The sequence below is a fragment of the Streptomyces sp. NPDC107521 genome, assembly GCF_055598485.1.
Genome location: NZ_JBVKAT010000001.1, coordinates 565,503 through 582,851 on the forward strand (window position 1 = coordinate 565,503; position 17,349 = coordinate 582,851).

Consider the following 17,349-nt stretch of genomic DNA (forward strand, 5'->3'; position numbering starts at 1 on the left):
GCAGACGTCGCTAGAGCTCGTAGTCCTGGGCCAGTTCCTCCCAGCGAATGCTGCGAAGCGCAAGATCGGCATCCTCGCCTGACGGGACATCCGGGAAGGGCTGGAACCGGACCACGGTGAGAGCGGAGCGGTGCAGCACGGGGTCGAGCACAGGAGCGACCGCCGTCGAGCGGAAGACGCCGATGCAAGCCACGGAAGGCGGCACCTCAACAGGACCGAAGGCGCCGGCGGTCTGGTCCGGGTACTCGTGGGAGGGCGGAACGAGATGGACCGGCGCGAAGGAGAACGCGCGTTCGGCCTCCCGCCGGCGGCCGCTGACTTTCATGTCGTTGACGCGCTTGCACGGGTAGCCCTCCAACATCCCCTCATAGGTCGAAGACATCCGCAGCTCGGTGAGCTCGATCGAACGACCAGACGAGAGGACGATGTGGCTCAGCGACATGCCGACACCCCATGCGCATGATCCACTTTCGACACACGGCCTGGATTTCCCTCCGGAAGGTGCCGCGAGGCGCCGGGGTCCGGCACGCCTCCGTGGGGGTGGGCCGGGCGGCGGCATTCCGCATCCGGTTCGCGCCACCGCCACCGCGGGAGGCCACGCGCCGGACGCGGTACGACCCGGCCTCGGGCCGGACGAGGGGGCCGACGACGGAACCCGGGGCCGCCACGGGTCCCGGCGCCCCTCAGCGGGTCACCCGCCACCCCCGCGAGGCGCCCGTGTCCGTACCCGCGCCCGTGTCCGGGCCCGCTCCCACGGTGCCGTCCGCCTTCCCGCCCGGGCCCGCGCCCGCTCCCGCACCGCCGTCCGCTCCGGTGTCCGGGCCCGCCGTGCCGCCGGGTGCCCGGACCGGGCGCCGTGTCCGAACCGCCACGGCGTACAGCGGCAGGGCGAGCAACAGTCCCGCCCCGGCCCCGAAGCACACCGTCGGGATCAGCTCCCACGGCTTCGCGACCGCTCCCCAGTACGCCCACCACCGCACCGCCCGCACCACCGCCCCGGTCGCCGCGCAGCCGCCGAACAGGGCCAGGGCCCACCACCGGTCCCGCGCCGACAGCGACGGCACGGCCGGCCGGGGGACGTCCGGCATCCCCCGCAGCGCCCGGACCAGGAACAGCGCGATCACCACCGCCGCCACCGCCGAACCGCCGTACTGGAGGTACCAGTAGAGCGGCGATCCCGCGAAGTCCCGCTCCAGGACGGGGAACACCCGCGCCCCCCACCGGCTGTGATGTGTGAAGGCGTCCCACACCACATGGGTGAGCGCGCCGAGCACCGCCGAGGCGTACCACCGGGCCACCAGGGACGGCCGGGTCCGCGCGCGGGGCGCCCCGCAGCGCAGCAGCGCGGCCGGCCGCCCCTGCCGGCCCGCCGGAAGCAGGGCCACCAGCGGCTCACGCACCGTCAGCCACAGCCCCACCAGCGTCCAGGCGACGAGCACGTCCAGGGTGAAGACGCCCGGGAAGGAGTGCGTGACCCGCCCGAACTCCATCGCCCCGGGGACGAGACTCGCTGCGTAGTAGGTCATGTCGGGCGCGAACGAACCCGCCACGAGGACCGACGGCACCAGCCGTCCCCGCCCGGTCCCGTCCCCGCGCACGGCGGGCAGGACGGCGGCGGCATGGCTTGCGGTGAACGGCAACGGAGCTCCTCGCGTGGTCAATCGGTGAAAATCGGGCGGGTGCCGGTGCCCGCTCACAGCAAGGTGCCGTAGGGTCGCCAGCGGCACCGTACCGGTCGAACAGACGATCAACGCCCGGGGAGGGTTTCGGTGCGTCCCCCGAGCGCTCGTCCGTCACCGCGGGGCGATGGCCGGCGTACCGCCCCGACCGGGTGGGCACGACAGCTGAAGACGACGGGCACGGACGGACGACGACGCGCACGAGCGTTCAGGGGAGGGGTTCACTCTATGGCGGCGCACTTCGACAGGAGACTCCGCAAGGCGGCGGTCACCACCACCGTGGCGGCACTCGCCGTCGCGGCCCTGTCCGCCTCCCAGGCTCCCGACGTGACGGTCGACGCCCAGGGCAGACGGACCTCGTCGGACAGCGCCACCGCGCCCGACGCGCTCCCCGCCGACCAGAGCGCCACCGGCAACTCGCCCTATCACACCGACCTTCCGCCGCTGAACAGCCCGAGTCCCGCGCCGTCCCCCACCATCGGCGGCACCCCCGTCGTCCAGGGCCCGGCCGAGGAGGGCATCCCCGCCACCGTCCTCGACGCCTACCGCAGGGCCGAGGCCGAGCTGCGCCGCACCAAGCCCGGCTGCAACCTGCCCTGGCAACTCCTGGCCGCCATCGGCAAGGTGGAGTCGGGCCACGCCCGGGGCGGACGCGTCGGCGCCGACGGCACCACCACCAGCCCCATCATCGGCCCCCAGCTCGACGGCAACGGCTTCGCGCTCATCAAGGACACCGACAACGGCCTGTACGACGGCAACAGCGCCTACGACAACGCCGTCGGCCCCATGCAGTTCATCCCGTCCACCTGGGCGTGGGCGGGCCGCGACGGCAACGGCGACGGACGCGCGGACCCGAACAACGTCTACGACGCGGCCCTCTCGGCCGGCGGCTACCTCTGCCGCAACGGCTGGGACCTCGCCGTTCCGGCCGACCTCAAGCGCGCGATCCTCAGCTACAACAACTCGCAGGACTACCTGCACACCGTCCTGTCCTGGCTGGACTACTACCGCAGGGGCAGCCACCCGGTCCCGGACGGCACCGGCACGCTGCCCGTGGGCCGCAGCGACGACCCGTCCCCGGTGATCCCGCCGTCGACCCCGCCCGGCGGCCCCACCGGTCCCGGCACGCCCTCGCCCGGCACGGGCACCGGCACGCCCACCGAGCCCACCGAGCCGACGAAGCCCACCGAGCCGACGAAGCCGACCGACCCGGGCAAGCCCGCCGAGCCCAAGCCGCCCGCGCCGACCCCGCCCCCGCCCGGCACGAAGCCGACGCCCACCGACACGGTGGACCACCTGGAGAAGACCGGCACCGGGCCGCTCACCGCGACCGCCGGGGAGACCTTCGCCGAGCGGGCCGCCGCCCGCGCCGAGACCGACGAGGGCAGGGGCGTCGCCAAGGTCCGGGTCCGCTTCACCGTCCAGGGCGACACCGACACCGTCTTCACCGGCGGGGAGCGCGTCGCCACCGCCGTCACCGACCGCTCCGGCGTGGCCACCGCCCCCGCCCTGGTCGCGGGCGAGCGGACCGGCACGTTCACCGTCCGTGCCACCGTCGTCGGCCGCGCCGTCCCCGGTCTCGGCTACCGGGCGACCGTCACCGAGCGCGTCGCCGACGCGCTCGCCCGCACCGGCGACGGCACCGCCCCGGTCTGCGAGGCCGGCGGCACCTTCGCGGACCCGATCGGGCTGAGGGCCACGCTCAAGGGCGCCGCCGCGAGCGGGGTCGCCGTCACCGCCACCCTGGTGCGGTCGGCGACCGATCCGGCCGAGAACGACCAGGGTCCCTACTTCGAGGGGGCCGACGGCGAGCCCGTCCGCACCGTCACCCGGCTCACCGACGCCAAGGGCCTGCTGACGCTGCCCCGGCTGCACGCGGACGAGGCCCCCGGCGCGTACGTGCTGCGGCTGACCGCCCCGGGCGGCGCCACGCTCAACATCGGGCTCACCGTGACCCCCGCCGAGGAGGCCGAACCGTCCCCGGGGCCGTCCACGCCGTCCGGGGAGCCTTCGGCCGGGACCTCGCCGAGCCCCTCCGCCACGGCGCCCGCCGCCTCCCCGTCCGCGTCCGCCTCCCCGTCCGGATCCGCGTCCGCGTCGGCGTCCGGCACCCCGTCCAGCGGTTCGCCCTCGCCCGGCGCCGGGAAGTAGCCCCCGTCCGTCACCGTCCGAGCCGCGCGGTGGTGTGGCGCGTCGGCTCGGCCGTGGCGGGGTCCTCGGGCCACGGATGCCGGGGATACCGGCCCCGCAGCTCCGCCCGCACGCCCCGGTAGCCGTCCCGCCAGAAGGAGGCCAGGTCGGCGGTGACGGCGGCGGGCCGCCCGGCGGGGGACAGCAGGTGCACCAGCAGCGGCACGCCCGCCACCTCGGGCGAGCGGTCCAGCCCGAACATCTCCTGGAGCTTGACCGCGAGCACCGGCCGCTCCGGGTCGGCGTAGTCGATCCGGACGCGGGAGCCGCTGGGCACCGTGATCCGTTCGGGGGCCAGCTCGTCCAGCCGCCCCGCCTCCCCGGAGGCCCAGGGAAGCAGCCGCGCCAGCGCCTGCCCGGCGTCGATCCGCGCCAGGTCCGCCCGCCGCCGCGCCCGGCCCAGCTCGGGCTCCAGCCACTCGTCCGCGCGCGCCAGCAGCGCCTCGTCGGTGACGTCCGGCCAGGGCCCGCCGAGCCGCAGCCGCAGGAAGGCCAGCCGCAGACGCAGCGATCGCGCCCCGGCCGACCAGCGCAACGGCTCCAGCCCCTCCCGGCGCAGCCCCTCCAGCAACGCCTCCCGCACGAGGTCCGGGGCGGCGTCCCGCAGCGGCCGCACCGCCAGCTCGACGGCGCCCAGCCGCTCCACCCGCCGGGCCACGACGTCGCCGTCGGCCCAGCGCACCTCGTCCCGCGTCTCCCGCAGTGCCGCAGCCGCCCGTACGGCCGCCGCCTCGTCGACCGCCGCCGCGAGCCGCACCCGCGCGTGCCCCCGCCCGACGGGCCGGTCGGCCACCGCCACCGCGATCCACGGCGCCCCGCGCAGTGCCGATCCCTCCGGCAGCTCCGCGCGGGTGCCGGAGACCATGAGGTACGACCCTCCGTCCAGCCTCGCCACCCGCTCCGGGTACGCCAGCGCGGCCACCCGGCCGACCAGCGCCTCCTCGGAGCGGTGCGCCGTCCCGCCCCCGCCGCCGGCCGCACCTGCCCGGTCCGCCGCCCCGGGGCCGCCGGTGCCCCGGCGGACGCGGTCCGCCGTCTCACGCCGCCCCGGGGCTCGGGAACCGCCCGCGCCTGCGCGCGGGCCGTCGGCCGCCGTGCCGCGAGTGCCGTCGGTCCCGCGCCCGCCGTCCGTCGGTCCGCGCCCGTCCGGGCCGCCGTGCCCGTGGTCCGCCGTCGCGCCCCGGTCCCCGCCCCCGCGTCCGCCCGCGCCCCCGTGACCGTCGTCCGCCGCTGCGCCGCGCAGCCGCCGTGCCTCCCGGCGCCAGCGCGCCCCGTACGCGTCGCCGCCGCGCCGGGCGGTGCGCAGCGCGGTCACCAGATCGTCCCCGTACTCGCGCGGGGCCTCCTCGCTGAGCAGCGCCACCACCTCCGCGACGGCGTCCCCCGCGTCCCCGCCGCCCGCGTCCAGCAGCGCCCGGCCCAGCCGGGGGTGCACCCCCAGACGCGCCATGCGCGCGCCCCGCTCCGTGGCGCGGCCCGCCCGGTCGACCGCGCCGACGGCCGCCAGGACCGCCCGCGCCGCCGCCATCGCCCCGCCCGGCGGCGCGTCCAGCAGCGCCAGCCCCGACGCGTCCGGGTCGCCCCAGCAGGCCGCCTGGAGCGCGAAGGCCGTCAGATCGGCCACCTTGATCTCGGGCGCGGGGAACCCCGGCAGCCGCGCGTCCTCCGCCTCCGCCCAGCAGCGGTACACCGCCCCCGGCGCCTCCCGCCCCGCCCGGCCGGCCCGCTGCCGGGCCGACGCCCGCGAGGCGCGCACCGTCGTCAGCGCGCTCAGCCCCCGCGCGTGGTCCACCCGGGGCTCGCGCGCCAGTCCCGCGTCCACCACCACCCGCACCCCCGGCACCGTCAGCGACGACTCGGCCACCGACGTCGCCAGCACCACCCGGCGCCGCGTCCCGGGCGCGAGCACCGCGTCCTGCACCGCCGCGGGCGCCCGCCCGTGCACCTGGAGCACCTCCGGACCGGCCTCCCCGAGCAGCCCGGCGACCCGGGCGATCTCCCCGACACCGGGCAGGAAGCACAGCACGTCCCCGTCCCGCTCGGCCAGCGCCCGCCGCACCACCGCGGCCACGTGCGCGAGCAGCGCCGGGTCCACCCGCGTCCCGTGCGGCGGGCGCACCGGCCGGACCGGCGGCGCCCACACCACCTCCACCGGATACGACACGCCCGGCGCCGTTACCACCGGAGCCCCGCCCAGCAGCTCCGACCAGCCCTCCGCGTCCGTCGTCGCCGACGCCGCCACCAGGTGCAGCCCGGGCCGCAGGGCCTGCCGCACGTCCCAGAGGAACGCCGCCGCGGTGTCCGCGTCCAGATGGCGCTCGTGGCACTCGTCCAGCACCACCACGTCGGTGCCCGCCAGCTCCTGGTCCCGCTGGAGCCGCTGGAGCAGCACGCCCGTGGTGACGACCTCCACCCGGGTGTTCCGCCCGGTCACCCGCTCGCCGCGGACCGTGTGGCCGACGAGCCCGCCGGGCCGCTCGCCCAGCAGCCACGCCATCCGCCGGGACGCCGCCCGCGCCGCGATCCGCCGGGGCTCGGCGACGACCACCCGCCGCGCCGGCCCCCCGTCCAGCAGCCCCGCGAGCGCCAGCGGCACCAGCGTCGTCTTGCCGGTGCCCGGCGGCGCCACCAGCACCGCGCAGCCGTGCCCCGACAGGGCCTCGCGCAGGGCGGGCAGGGCAGCGCGGACGGGCAGGGAGCTCAGGGCGTCGTCACGGATCACGGACCCAGTGTCGTCGACCCGGCCGGGCGCGGTCACCGCCGCTCAGACGCGCTCGCACACGAAGATCGCCGTCCCCGGGATCAGCCCCCCGCGCAGCGGCGACCAGCCGCCCCACTCGGAGGTGTTCCAGTCCGGCCACTCCGGCTCCACCAGGTCCACCAGCCGGAACCCGGACGCCACCACGTCCCGGACCCGGTCGCCCAGCGTGCGGTGGTGCTCGACGTAGACCGCGCTGCCCGTCCCGTCCTGCTCGACGTAGGGGGTGCGGTCGAAGTAGGAGGAGGCCACCGACAGCCCCTCGGGGCCGGGCTCGTCCGGGAACGCCCAGCGCAGCGGGTGGGTCACCGAGAACACGAACCGGCCCCCGGGCCGCAGCACCCGGCGCACCTCCCGCAGCACCAGCCGGGGGTCGGCCACGAAGGGCAGCGCCCCGTACGCCGAGCAGGCCAGGTCGAAGGAGGCGTCGGCGAAGGGCAGCACCGCGGCGTCGGCGCAGACCAGCGGGAAGTCACCGCCGATGCGCAGGGAGTGCTGGAGCTGGCGGTGGGAGAGGTCCAGGGCCACCGGACGGGCGCCCCGGGCGGCCAGCCAGCGTGAGCACTGGCCCGCCCCGGCGCCGATCTCCAGGATGTCCCGCCCCTTCAACTCCTCCGCCGGGCCGAGGAGTTCGGCCTCCACCTCGTCCAGTCCCTCGGGGCACCACACGAAGCGGTCGTCGCCGAGGAAGGTGCCGTGCTCGTTCTGGTACTCGTCCGCGTTGCGGTCCCACCAGCCGCGGTTGGCGCGGGCGCTCTCCGTGACCCCGGCGGCACGCCGGGTGGCCTCCGGTTCGTCGGACATGACGGGCTCTTGGATGACCGGCTCCCTCGTACTAATCTGCGGGCACTTCCGTGGTCCGTCCCCGGGGGCCGCGGACCGGCGCGCGCGGTGCGCGGAGGTGTCGCGGCGGCTCCGGGGGACGTTTTCGTGCCGGGTATGCGGCGAACCGCCCCGCGTGTGCGGCTTCGCGCATTGACCCTGCCCGGCTGCCCCCGTATGCTACAAGTTGCGCTGCGGGCCTGCGCACCTCAGACGTAGCAGGTCGCGCTCGCATCTGTTGTATGTCCCCTCGGTTGTCGAGGCGTCGCCGGCGGTTTCGGCTGACGCTTCCTTGGCTGTCCGGCTTCTTCAGAGCGAAACCGGCTCCCGGCGCAAGCAGTGCCTACGACTTCAATGTCCGTACCGGAGCCCTTTCCCACATGACGAGCAGCACCGAGACCACCGCCACCACCCCGCAGGTAGCGGTCAACGACATCGGTAACGAGGAAGCCTTCCTCGCCGCGATCGACGAGACGATCAAGTACTTCAACGACGGCGACATCGTCGACGGCGTCATCGTGAAGGTCGACCGGGACGAGGTCCTGCTCGACATCGGTTACAAGACCGAAGGTGTCATCCCGAGCCGCGAGCTCTCGATCAAGCACGACGTCGACCCCAACGAGGTCGTCGCCGTCGGTGACGAGATCGAGGCCCTGGTCCTCCAGAAGGAGGACAAGGAAGGCCGCCTGATCCTCTCGAAGAAGCGCGCCCAGTACGAGCGAGCCTGGGGCACCATCGAGAAGATCAAGGAAGAGGACGGCATCGTCACCGGTACCGTCATCGAGGTCGTCAAGGGTGGTCTCATCCTCGACATCGGCCTCCGCGGCTTCCTCCCGGCCTCCCTGGTCGAGATGCGCCGCGTCCGCGACCTCCAGCCCTACGTGGGCAAGGAGCTCGAGGCGAAGATCATCGAGCTGGACAAGAACCGCAACAATGTGGTCCTGTCCCGCCGTGCCTGGCTGGAGCAGACCCAGTCCGAGGTCCGCCAGACCTTCCTCACGACCCTCCAGAAGGGTCAGGTCCGCTCCGGCGTGGTCTCCTCGATCGTCAACTTCGGTGCCTTCGTGGACCTGGGTGGCGTCGACGGTCTGGTCCACGTCTCCGAGCTGTCCTGGAAGCACATCGACCACCCCTCCGAGGTCGTCGAGGTCGGCCAGGAGGTCACGGTCGAGGTCCTGGACGTCGACATGGACCGCGAGCGCGTCTCCCTGTCGCTGAAGGCGACCCAGGAAGACCCGTGGCAGCAGTTCGCCCGCACCCACCAGATCGGCCAGGTCGTCCCCGGCAAGGTCACGAAGCTGGTTCCGTTCGGCGCGTTCGTCCGTGTGGACGAGGGCATCGAGGGTCTGGTGCACATCTCCGAGCTGGCCGAGCGCCACGTGGAGATCCCCGAGCAGGTCGTCCAGGTCAACGACGAGATCTTCGTCAAGGTCATCGACATCGACCTGGAGCGCCGCCGGATCTCGCTGTCCCTCAAGCAGGCCAACGAGTCCTTCGGTGCCGACCCGTCGGCGGTCGAGTTCGACCCGACCCTGTACGGCATGGCCGCGTCCTACGACGACCAGGGCAACTACATCTACCCCGAGGGCTTCGACCCCGAGACCAACGACTGGCTCGAGGGCTACGAGAAGCAGCGCGAGGAGTGGGAGCGCCAGTACGCCGAGGCGCAGCAGCGCTTCGAGCAGCACCAGGCGCAGGTCATCAAGTCCCGCGAGGCGGACGCCCAGGCGGCTGCCGAGGGTGGCGAGGACGCCGCTCCGGCCGCTTCCGGCGGCGGTTCGTACTCCTCCGAGGGCGGCGACAACTCCGGCGCCCTGGCGTCGGACGAGGCGCTGGCCGCGCTGCGCGAGAAGCTGGCCGGCGGCCAGAGCTGATCACGCGCTGAGCAGGGGTTCCGCCCCGAGCGACAGCTCATGACGGAGGGCCCGCATCCCCACCCGGGATGCGGGCCCTCCGGCGTTCCCGGAGCGGCGGCCCGGACATGATCATGGGAACGGACGGGAATGCCGGAACCGGTACCCGTGTTGTGGGTAGCGAACACGAGGAGGGGAGCGGTCACTGTGCTTGATCCGCAGGGTTTGTACGCATGGGAGCCGAAGGGCCTGGCCGTCGTCGACGTGGCCCTCGCCCAGGAGTCCGCCGGACTCGTCATGCTCTACCACTTCGACGGCTACATCGACGCCGGCGAGACCGGCGACCAGATCGTCGACCGGCTGCTCGACACGCTGCCCCACCAGGTCGTCGCCCGGTTCGACCACGACCGGCTCGTCGACTACCGGGCCCGCCGCCCGCTGCTCACCTTCCAGAAGGACGCCTGGACCGACTACGAGGAGCCCGCCATCGAGGTGCGGCTCGTCCAGGACGCCACCGGTGCGCCCTTCCTGCTGCTGTCCGGCCCCGAACCGGACGTCGAGTGGGAGCGCTTCGCCGCCGCCGTCGGCCAGATCGTCGAGCGGCTCGGCGTGCGCCTCTCGGTGAACTTCCACGGCATCCCCATGGGCGTCCCGCACACCCGCCCCGTCGGCATCACCCCGCACGGCAACCGGACCGACCTCATCCCGGGCCACCGCAGCCCCTTCGACGAGGCCCAGGTCCCGGGCAGCGCCGAGGGGCTGATCGAGTACCGGCTGGCGCAGGCCGGACACGAGGTCCTCGGGGTCGCCGCGCACGTCCCGCACTACATCGCCCGCTCCGCCTACCCGGACGCGGCGCTGACGGTCCTGGAGGCCATCACCGCCGCCACCGGCCTGGTGCTGCCCGGCGTCGCCCACTCGCTGCGCACCGATGCCCACCGCACCCAGACCGAGATCGACCGGCAGGTCCGGGAGGGCGACGAGGAGCTGACCGCGCTGGTCCAGGGCCTGGAGCACCAGTACGACGCCGCCGCCGGCGCCGAGACCCGCGGCAACATGCTCGCCGAGCCCGTCGAGATCCCGTCGGCGGACGAGATCGGCCGGGAGTTCGAGCGCTTCCTGGCCGAACGGGAGGGCGAGGGCTGATCCGCTAGGCTGCTGGCGGACCGCGCCCGGGTCCCGGCCACCGGCCGGACCGGCGGCGGCGCGTCCGCCGCGGTCCGCGGCCGGTACGAGTGTCCCCGCCGGCGCGGGGTGGTGAGGGGTGGAGGCGCTGCCATGCTGTCCGTGGGTCTGACCGGCGGTATCGGTGCCGGCAAGAGCGAGGTGTCCCGGCTCCTCGTCGACTGCGGGGCCGTACTGGTCGACGCGGACCGCATCGCGCGGGAGGTCGTCGCCCCGGGGACGCCGGGCCTCGCCGCGGTCGCGGCGGCCTTCGGCCCGGAGGTGCTCGCCCCCGACGGAAGCCTGGACCGGCCCGCCCTGGGCGCCGTCGTCTTCGCCGACCCCGAGAAGCTGGCCGCGCTGAACGCGATCGTGCACCCCCTGGTCGGCGCCCGCTCCCGCGCGCTGGAGGAGGCCGCCGACCAGGACGCCGTCGTCGTCCACGACGTCCCCCTGCTCACCGAGAACGGCCTCGCTCCCCGGTACGACCTGGTGATCGTGGTCGACGTCGACCCCGCCACCCAGCTCGACCGGCTGGTGCGGCTTCGCGGCATGACACCCGGGGACGCCCGCGCGCGCATGGCCGCCCAGGCGACCCGCGAGCAGCGCCGGGCCGTCGCGGACATCGTCATCGACAACGACGTGCCGCTGGAGGACCTGCGGCGCCGGGTGCGGGAGGTCTGGGCGGAGCTGGTCCGCAGGGCGCGGGCGGCGGACCCCGACCCGGACCGCGACGCGGACCCCGATCGTGACGCAGGCCCCGATCGTGACGCGGGCCCCGGGGCCGGGTGACCGGAACGCCCGGGAACTGCGGCCCCCGCGGGGGTTGTTGACCGTCTCCACCGAAGGAAGGACAGTGCCGTGCCCGAGACCAGTGGCCCGACCGGACGCACTCCGGAGACCGACGTCATCGACTTCCGGGCCGCCGAGCAACTCCTCGCCGCACGCGACCCCCGGGGCGCGGTGAAGCTCCTGGACGCCGTCATCGCCGCGCACCCGGAGAACACCGCGGCCCGGCTGCTGCGGGCGCGGGCCTTCTTCCTCGCGGCGCAGCTCAGGGCGGCCGAGCTGGAGTTCACCATCGTCCTGGAGCGCGAGCCGGACAACGCGTTCGCGCACTTCGCCCTCGCCCGCACCTATGAGCGCCGGAGCTGCCCCGATCTGGCCCGGCGCCACTTCCGGCTGGCGGCGGCGCTGGACCCGAACCCGGAGTACCTGGAGCGGGCGCGCTTCGAGGACTGATCCCGGGCGGGTCCCCGGGCGGTGGGCCGACGGGCCCGGGTGACCGGCCCGGGTGACCGGCCCGGTCGTGGCCGGTGCGTCGCGGGACCGGCGCGGTGGGTCCAGGAGCGGTTCGGCGGGCGCGGGTGCCGGGCGCGGTGCCGTCGGACGCGGGGTGCGGGCCGGGCGCCGGGGGAGCGGTGAGAGGCGGAGCGCGGGGGAGCGGCCGGTGTCGTGCCCCTCTCGTGCCAGTGCCGGTGCCGGTGCCGGTGCCGGTGCTGCGGGCGGTCGGCTCGGCTCGGCTCGGCTCCGGTGGGTCATCCGTGCCGGTCCCGGTCCCCGTCGGACGGTCCCTCCGGGGGCGGCTCCGAGGGGGCGCCCGGCGGGCGGTGCGGGGGAGCGCCCCGCGACCGGTCCGGGGGCACGGCGGGCGGCCGGTACGGAGGAACGTCGGGGCCGGGCTGGTAGTGGGGTCCCTGGCGGATGTGGCGCAGGATCACGGTCATGTCGACGGTGGCGACGAGCCACAGCACCCCGCAGGCCAGGGCCCAGCCGGGCCGCCCGGTCAGCGCGAAGACCGCCGTCCCGAAGACCGCCCAGACCAGCCCCCACAGGCTCAGTCAGAACCGCGCCCGCAGGGCGCTGCGCGCGGTCGCCGGTTCACTGCCCGTACGCATCGGGAACCATCACTCCTGATGCCACGCTACTGCGGGCGGAACGGGACGGCACGGGCGTCGGCGGGTGCCCGCGGGACGGCGTTCCCCGGCGCCCGCCACGCCCCCGGGTCCGCCTCCGCCCGGCGGAGGCGGACCGGCGGGGCGGCCCGGGGCGGGAGAGGGGACCGCCGGTGGGCTCAGTGCCCGGCCCGGCGGCCCTGGCTCTCCAGCGCGCGCAGGCGTTCCAGCTCGCGGCGGTCGCGCTTGGTCGGACGGCCCGTGCCGCGGTCGCGGACACCGGCCGGGGCGACGGCCTCGCGGGGCGGGGGCGGCGGGGAGTTGTCGACGTAGCACTGGACGGCCACGGGGGCGCCGACCCGCTTGCGGATCAGCCGCTTCACGACCACCACCCGCTCCCGGCCCTCGTGCCGCAGGCGGACCTCGTCACCCACGCGCACCGCGTAGGCGGGCTTCACCCGCTCGCCGTTGACCCGGACATGGCCGCCCCGGCAGGCGGACGCGCCGAGTGAGCGGGTCTTGATCAGCCGGACCGCCCAGATCCAGCTGTCGACCCGGACGCTCTCGCCGGTCCGCGGCCCGGCCGCGTCGGCGGCGGCCGCCGCACGGGCCGTCGCGTCCGCGCCGCCCGCCGGGCCGTCCGCACCCTCCACCGGGTCGTCCGCGCCGGTCAGCGGAGCCGTGCCGGTCGCCCGGTCCGTGAGATCGCGCGGGGTCCGCGCCGCGCCGTCGCCGTCCTCGTCACGCTCGGAAGCCATGCCCCGACCTTAGCCGCCACCCCCGCGCACGGGGGAGCGGATATCCGGGGGCGCCCCGCCGCCCCGACGCCGCCCCGACGCGGTCCCCACGCGGTCCCGGAGCGGCGACCCGCCCGGCGGTCCTACCGTGGAGCCATGAACAGCAGCGGCCTCGCCGACCTCGACCGGCGGATCACGGGCTGCCGGGCCTGCCCCCGGCTGGTCGCCTGGCGCGAGGAGGTGGCCCGCACCAAGCGCGCCGCCTTCGCCGACTGGACGTACTGGGGCCGCCCGGTGCCGGGCTTCGGCCCGCCCGACGCCCGCCTGCTGATCGTCGGCCTCGCCCCGGCCGCCCACGGCGCCAACCGCACCGGACGGATGTTCACCGGCGACCGCTCCGGCGACGTGCTGTACCGGGCGCTCTACGACGTGGGCCTCGCCTCCCGGCCCACCGCCGTCTCCGCCGACGACGGCCTCGAACTGCGCGGGGTGCGGCTCACCTCACCGGTGCACTGCGCGCCGCCCGCCAACAAGCCCACTCCCGGGGAGCGCGACACCTGCCGCCCCTGGCTGGTGCGCGAGCTGGACCTGCTGCGGCCCACGGTGCGCGCGGCGGTCGTCCTCGGGGCCTTCGGCTGGCAGGCCGCGCTGCCCGCCTTCGCCGCTGCGGGCTGGACGGTGCCCCGCCCCCGTCCCGTCTTCTCCCATGGGGCCCAGGCCGTCCTGGACGCGCCCGGCGGCGAGCCGCTCCGGGTCTTCGGCTGCTTCCACGTCAGCCAGCGCAACACGTTCACCGGCCGGCTCACCCCCGCGATGCTGCGGGACGTGCTGCGCACGGCGGCCGGGGCGGCGGGACTGCCGACGAAGGACGAGGAATGAGCGGGCGCCCGGACAGGAGTCCGCGCCGTCCGCGATGACTCCCGGCGCTCCCGGAACGGCACCCTCGCCCGCACCGGGCACGCGGCACCACGCTCGCGGCGGTCCCGGGACGCCGTACCGCGCGCGGGCCACCGGCCTTCATCGCGCGGAGGGTGCCGTGGTGGTGCGGCGGTGCGGTGGTACGGCAGTGGCGGCGTGCGTGCCGTGAAGGCGCCGCCGGGTGTGGTGGCCGTGGCCGTTGCCCGGCCCGCGAGGCGGTGCCGTGACAGGTGGCCCTGTGGACGGCCCTGGAGGTCGCCGCGCGGTGGTCCTGGACGGCGCCGGGGAGCCGTTCACCCCGTGACGGTGAAACCGGGTCCCGGAGCCGGGACCGCCCCCCTGCCGCCACTGCGCCGCTGCCGTACCGCGGGGCCGTCGGCCACCGCTACGCGCTGACCGTCCGCGACCAGGTGGGCTTCGTGTCCGTCAGCCGGCACAGCGCCAGGTAGAGAGGTATCGGCGGCGTGTACGGCACGGTGCCGTCCGGGCGGTGGATGAGACCGGGGAGGACGGGGGAGTCCGGCAGGACCGCGCCGGTGGCGTAGCACGCGGGGGCGGGCCACTCCAGGGCGTAGTCGGAGTCGGACGGGACGATCCACCACCAGTGCGCCTCGTCGGCGTAGACACAGCCCACGCGCGGCAGCCGGGGCATCACCAGCGGGCCCAGCCGCGCGGGCACCGCCACCGCGTCGCAGCCCAGCGGCGCCGTCATGCCGTCCGGCACGGGCAGACGCCGGGGCAGCGCCGGAGCGCGCAGTTCGCGCCGGAGCCGTACCAGCGTGTCCATGCCGAGCGGCCGGATGCCGGTCGCGGCCCTCATAGCCATGCGGTCCCCGTTCCCCCGTGGATCTGCTGTCGTGCTCCGAAGCCCGGTTCGGCCTCGGTCCCCCCGCCGCCGCGCGGCGGCACCGGCTTCGGACGGGCGCCCCAGCCCAGGTCGTCGCGGGGCTCCCGGGAGGTGTCCGTCCCGCGTGTCAGCTCGGCCCAGACGAGCAGGCCGGGGCCGTGCTCATGGGCGCCCCACGCCTCGCACAGCGCGTCGACCAGCAGCAGTCCCCGGCCGTGCTCGTCCTCGGGCTGCCGGTCGGCCGAGGGCTGGGGCTGGCCAGGGGCGCAGCCCTCGTCGCGCACGGCTATGCGGACCAGATCGTCGTCGTCGTGCAGCTCGCAGACGATGTGCGCGCTCGCGGTGTGCACGATCGCGTTGGTGACGAGTTCGGAGACCACCAGGGCCGCCGTGTCGCGGGTGTCCTCGCCCACCGCCCAGCCGGTCAGCCGGTCCCGGGTCAGGCGTCTGGCCTGCGCGGGAGAGCCCGGATGCGCGGCCAGCTCGAAACGGAAACGGCGCTGGGCGGCGACGGCCCCCAACGGGCCGGCTCCCGTGGCGGCACCGAGAACCGGACGGTTCACGATGGCATCAGTTCCTAAGGGCGCGGACGGAATCACGCTTGCCACTATCGCCCCGCCGGGAACACTTGGCAAGTGTCACTCTGAAAAATGCAGAGTGCTGTGTGACGGTCTGAGCGGTCGTGGCACACTGCTCGCAACAGCACGTCGAGCGGCGCCACTTCAGATCTCCGAAGGTCCGCCCCGGACCTTCGAACGGATCTTCGAATGGCGCCGCCGGGCTGTCCAGACGGGTCCGGGCCGGTCCGGACCACCGGGCCCGTTCGCAGCAGTGGTTTCAGGAGGTGGAAGGGTGAGCGAGCCCCGGTCCGCGCCGACGGTCGGCCAGGTCGTCCTCGGCCGTCGACTGCTGGACCTGCGCGAACGCGCCGGACTCAAGCGCGAGGAGGCGGCCCGCGTCCTGCGCGTCGCCCCGGCCACCGTCCGCCGCATGGAGACCGCCGAGGTCGCCCTCAAGATCCCGTACCTCCAGCTGCTCCTGAAGGCCTACGGCATCCCGGACGACGAGGCCGAGGTCTTCGTCCAGCTCGCCGAGGACGCCAACAAGCCCGGGTGGTGGCAGCGCTACCACGACATCCTGCCGGGCTGGTTCTCCATGTACGTCAGCCTGGAGGGCGCGGCCTCCCTGATCCGCTCCTACGACCCCCACTTCGTCCCCGGGCTGCTCCAGACCGAGGACTACGCGCGGGGGGTGCTCCGCTCGGGAGCCATAGGCCAGACCCGGCCCGACGACATCGAACGCCATGTCGCGCTGCGCATGCGGCGCCAGGAGTTGCTGACCCGCCAGGACGCGCCCCGCCTGTGGGTCGTGATGGACGAGACCGCGCTGCACCGCGGGGTCGGCGGTCCGGAGGTGATGCGTGCCCAGATCGACAAGCTGCTCGACGCCACGAAGCTGCCCAACGTCACGCTGCAGGTCGCCCCGTTCGCCAACGGGCCGCACCCCGGCACCTACGGGCCCTTCGTGCTGTTCCGATTCGCCATGCCGGAGCTTCCGGACATGGTCTACAGCGAGTACCTGACCGGCGCCGTCTACCTGGACGCGCGCGCCGAGGTGGCGACCCACCTCGAGGTCATGGACCGCATGGCGGCGCAGGCCGCCACGGCACATCGCACGAAGGAGATCCTCCGGGATCTCCGCAAGGAGCTGTGAATGGATCGTATGACGTCCCAGCCCGGGCCGCTCAGGCTCGGGCAGCGGATCTACAACGGGATGCCCGCCCGTGACCTGGGCAGCGAGGGCTGGCACAAACCCTGGAGCGGCGGCAACGGCGGCAACTGCCTGGAGGCCATGAAGCTCGCCGACGGCCGGATAGCCGTGCGCCAGTCCACCGATCCCGACGGTCCGGCCCTGATCTACACCTCCGCCGAGATGACCGCCTTCATCCAGGGCGCCAAGGCCGGGGAGGCGGACTTCCTGCTCTCCTGAAGGAACGAAAATGCTGCACCCCGTTGATGATTGCTGCTAAGGCTTGGCATTGATCCGGCCACCCACCCCGGTGGCGCTCCGCCCACCGTGACCCAGAGGGTGGTGACCAGGAGAATTCCCATGTGTCACCCGCGTTCGCGCGGGTGACACGTGTTTTCCGGCGGTGCCGCCGCCATGCCGTCGCGTCGGGCGCCGCCGCGCTACCGCCGTGCCGCCGACGGCCCCGCGCCACCGCTGTGCGGCCGGTTGCCGTCGTGGTCCGGCCGGTGCGGGCTGTCCGGCTGTCCCGCTGTCCTCCGGTCTCCGGCCGGTCCGGCCCTCGCTCCGGTGGTGTTCCGGTCCCTCCGGCCGGGGACGGAGGGTGCGGCCAGGGGCAGCCCGGGGCAGCCGGTGCCGTCCGGCGTGGTGCGAGTGCGGGCCGGGCACGGACATGATCCTCGGGTGCCGGGTGCCGGGTGCCGGGTGCCGGGTGCCGGGTGCCGGGTGCCGGGTGCCGG

15 protein-coding genes and 1 pseudogene are annotated in these 17,349 nt (G+C 75.2%); 8 read left to right on the forward strand and 8 right to left on the reverse strand.

All coding sequences use genetic code 11. The features are described 5' to 3' along the window. Nucleotides 1-10: 10 nt before the first annotated feature. Nucleotides 11-442, reverse strand: coding sequence for a hypothetical protein (locus tag ACZ7LB_RS02375; protein ID WP_471464966.1), 432 nt, complete (start codon nucleotides 440-442; stop codon nucleotides 11-13). A 241-nt stretch (nucleotides 443-683) separates the two neighbouring features. Then, a complete protein-coding gene (locus tag ACZ7LB_RS02380; protein ID WP_471464967.1) occupies nucleotides 684-1,640 on the reverse strand; it encodes a DUF4184 family protein in 957 nt (318 codons plus the stop codon). A 267-nt stretch (nucleotides 1,641-1,907) separates the two neighbouring features. On the opposite strand from ACZ7LB_RS02380, the gene ACZ7LB_RS02385 reads away from it, so the two are divergent. After that, nucleotides 1,908-3,830 (forward strand): lytic transglycosylase domain-containing protein, encoded by a 1,923-nt coding sequence (locus ACZ7LB_RS02385; RefSeq protein ID WP_471464968.1) that lies wholly within the window; start codon nucleotides 1,908-1,910, stop codon nucleotides 3,828-3,830. Nucleotides 3,831-3,840: 10 nt separating this feature from the next. Here ACZ7LB_RS02385 and ACZ7LB_RS02390 read toward each other — a convergent pair whose 3' ends face one another. Continuing rightward, nucleotides 3,841-6,591 (reverse strand): ATP-dependent RNA helicase, encoded by a 2,751-nt coding sequence (locus ACZ7LB_RS02390; protein WP_471464969.1) that lies wholly within the window; start codon nucleotides 6,589-6,591, stop codon nucleotides 3,841-3,843. A 42-nt stretch (nucleotides 6,592-6,633) separates the two neighbouring features. Continuing rightward, entirely contained in the window at nucleotides 6,634-7,431 is a 798-nt protein-coding gene (locus ACZ7LB_RS02395) for a class I SAM-dependent methyltransferase (protein ID WP_471464970.1), read from the reverse strand. Nucleotides 7,432-7,829: 398 nt separating this feature from the next. On the opposite strand from ACZ7LB_RS02395, the gene rpsA reads away from it, so the two are divergent. The 4 genes from rpsA to ACZ7LB_RS02415 all read left to right on the forward strand — a co-directional run bounded on the left by rpsA (nucleotide 7,830) and on the right by ACZ7LB_RS02415 (nucleotide 11,708). Next, nucleotides 7,830-9,323, forward strand: a complete 1,494-nt coding sequence (gene rpsA / locus ACZ7LB_RS02400) for a 30S ribosomal protein S1 (protein WP_161225241.1) — start codon at nucleotides 7,830-7,832, stop codon at nucleotides 9,321-9,323. A 186-nt stretch (nucleotides 9,324-9,509) separates the two neighbouring features. Beyond that, nucleotides 9,510-10,448 carry a PAC2 family protein gene (locus tag ACZ7LB_RS02405; RefSeq protein WP_471464971.1) on the forward strand — a complete coding sequence of 313 codons (939 nt, stop codon included), beginning with the start codon at nucleotides 9,510-9,512 and terminating at the stop codon, nucleotides 10,446-10,448. 132 nt (nucleotides 10,449-10,580) lie between these two features. Continuing rightward, nucleotides 10,581-11,258 carry a dephospho-CoA kinase gene (gene coaE, locus ACZ7LB_RS02410; RefSeq protein ID WP_471464972.1) on the forward strand — a complete coding sequence of 226 codons (678 nt, stop codon included), beginning with the start codon at nucleotides 10,581-10,583 and terminating at the stop codon, nucleotides 11,256-11,258. Nucleotides 11,259-11,327: 69 nt separating this feature from the next. Further along, on the forward strand, nucleotides 11,328-11,708 hold the full coding sequence (locus ACZ7LB_RS02415; RefSeq protein WP_265291580.1) for a tetratricopeptide repeat protein: 381 nt from the start codon (nucleotides 11,328-11,330) through the stop codon (nucleotides 11,706-11,708). 407 nt (nucleotides 11,709-12,115) lie between these two features. Here ACZ7LB_RS02415 and ACZ7LB_RS02420 read toward each other — a convergent pair. Both ACZ7LB_RS02420 and ACZ7LB_RS02425 read right to left on the reverse strand, forming a co-directional pair. Further along, nucleotides 12,116-12,307, reverse strand: a pseudogene (locus ACZ7LB_RS02420) (DUF6343 family protein); the annotation flags it as partial. 233 nt (nucleotides 12,308-12,540) lie between these two features. Then, entirely contained in the window at nucleotides 12,541-13,119 is a 579-nt protein-coding gene (locus ACZ7LB_RS02425; RefSeq protein ID WP_471464973.1) for an RNA-binding S4 domain-containing protein, read from the reverse strand. A gap of 135 nt (nucleotides 13,120-13,254) precedes the next feature. Between ACZ7LB_RS02425 and ACZ7LB_RS02430 the strand changes: the two genes are divergently transcribed. Then, nucleotides 13,255-13,977 (forward strand): uracil-DNA glycosylase, encoded by a 723-nt coding sequence (locus ACZ7LB_RS02430; protein ID WP_471464974.1) that lies wholly within the window; start codon nucleotides 13,255-13,257, stop codon nucleotides 13,975-13,977. A 424-nt stretch (nucleotides 13,978-14,401) separates the two neighbouring features. Here the strand turns inward: ACZ7LB_RS02430 and ACZ7LB_RS02435 are convergent, their stop codons facing one another. Continuing rightward, entirely contained in the window at nucleotides 14,402-14,842 is a 441-nt protein-coding gene (locus ACZ7LB_RS02435; protein WP_471464975.1) for a hypothetical protein, read from the reverse strand. Beyond that, on the reverse strand, nucleotides 14,833-15,471 hold the full coding sequence (locus ACZ7LB_RS02440; protein ID WP_471464976.1) for an ATP-binding protein: 639 nt from the start codon (nucleotides 15,469-15,471) through the stop codon (nucleotides 14,833-14,835). Before ACZ7LB_RS02440 ends, ACZ7LB_RS02435 begins: the two co-directional genes overlap by 10 nt. A 244-nt stretch (nucleotides 15,472-15,715) precedes the next feature. Here ACZ7LB_RS02440 and ACZ7LB_RS02445 point away from each other — a divergent pair, with 244 nt between their 5' ends. Together ACZ7LB_RS02445 and ACZ7LB_RS02450 are read left to right on the forward strand one after the other, a co-directional pair. Continuing rightward, entirely contained in the window at nucleotides 15,716-16,576 is an 861-nt protein-coding gene (locus ACZ7LB_RS02445; RefSeq protein WP_471464977.1) for a helix-turn-helix domain-containing protein, read from the forward strand. Next, nucleotides 16,577-16,852 carry a DUF397 domain-containing protein gene (locus ACZ7LB_RS02450; protein WP_471464978.1) on the forward strand — a complete coding sequence of 92 codons (276 nt, stop codon included), beginning with the start codon at nucleotides 16,577-16,579 and terminating at the stop codon, nucleotides 16,850-16,852. The last annotated feature ends 497 nt before the right edge of the window (nucleotides 16,853-17,349 follow it).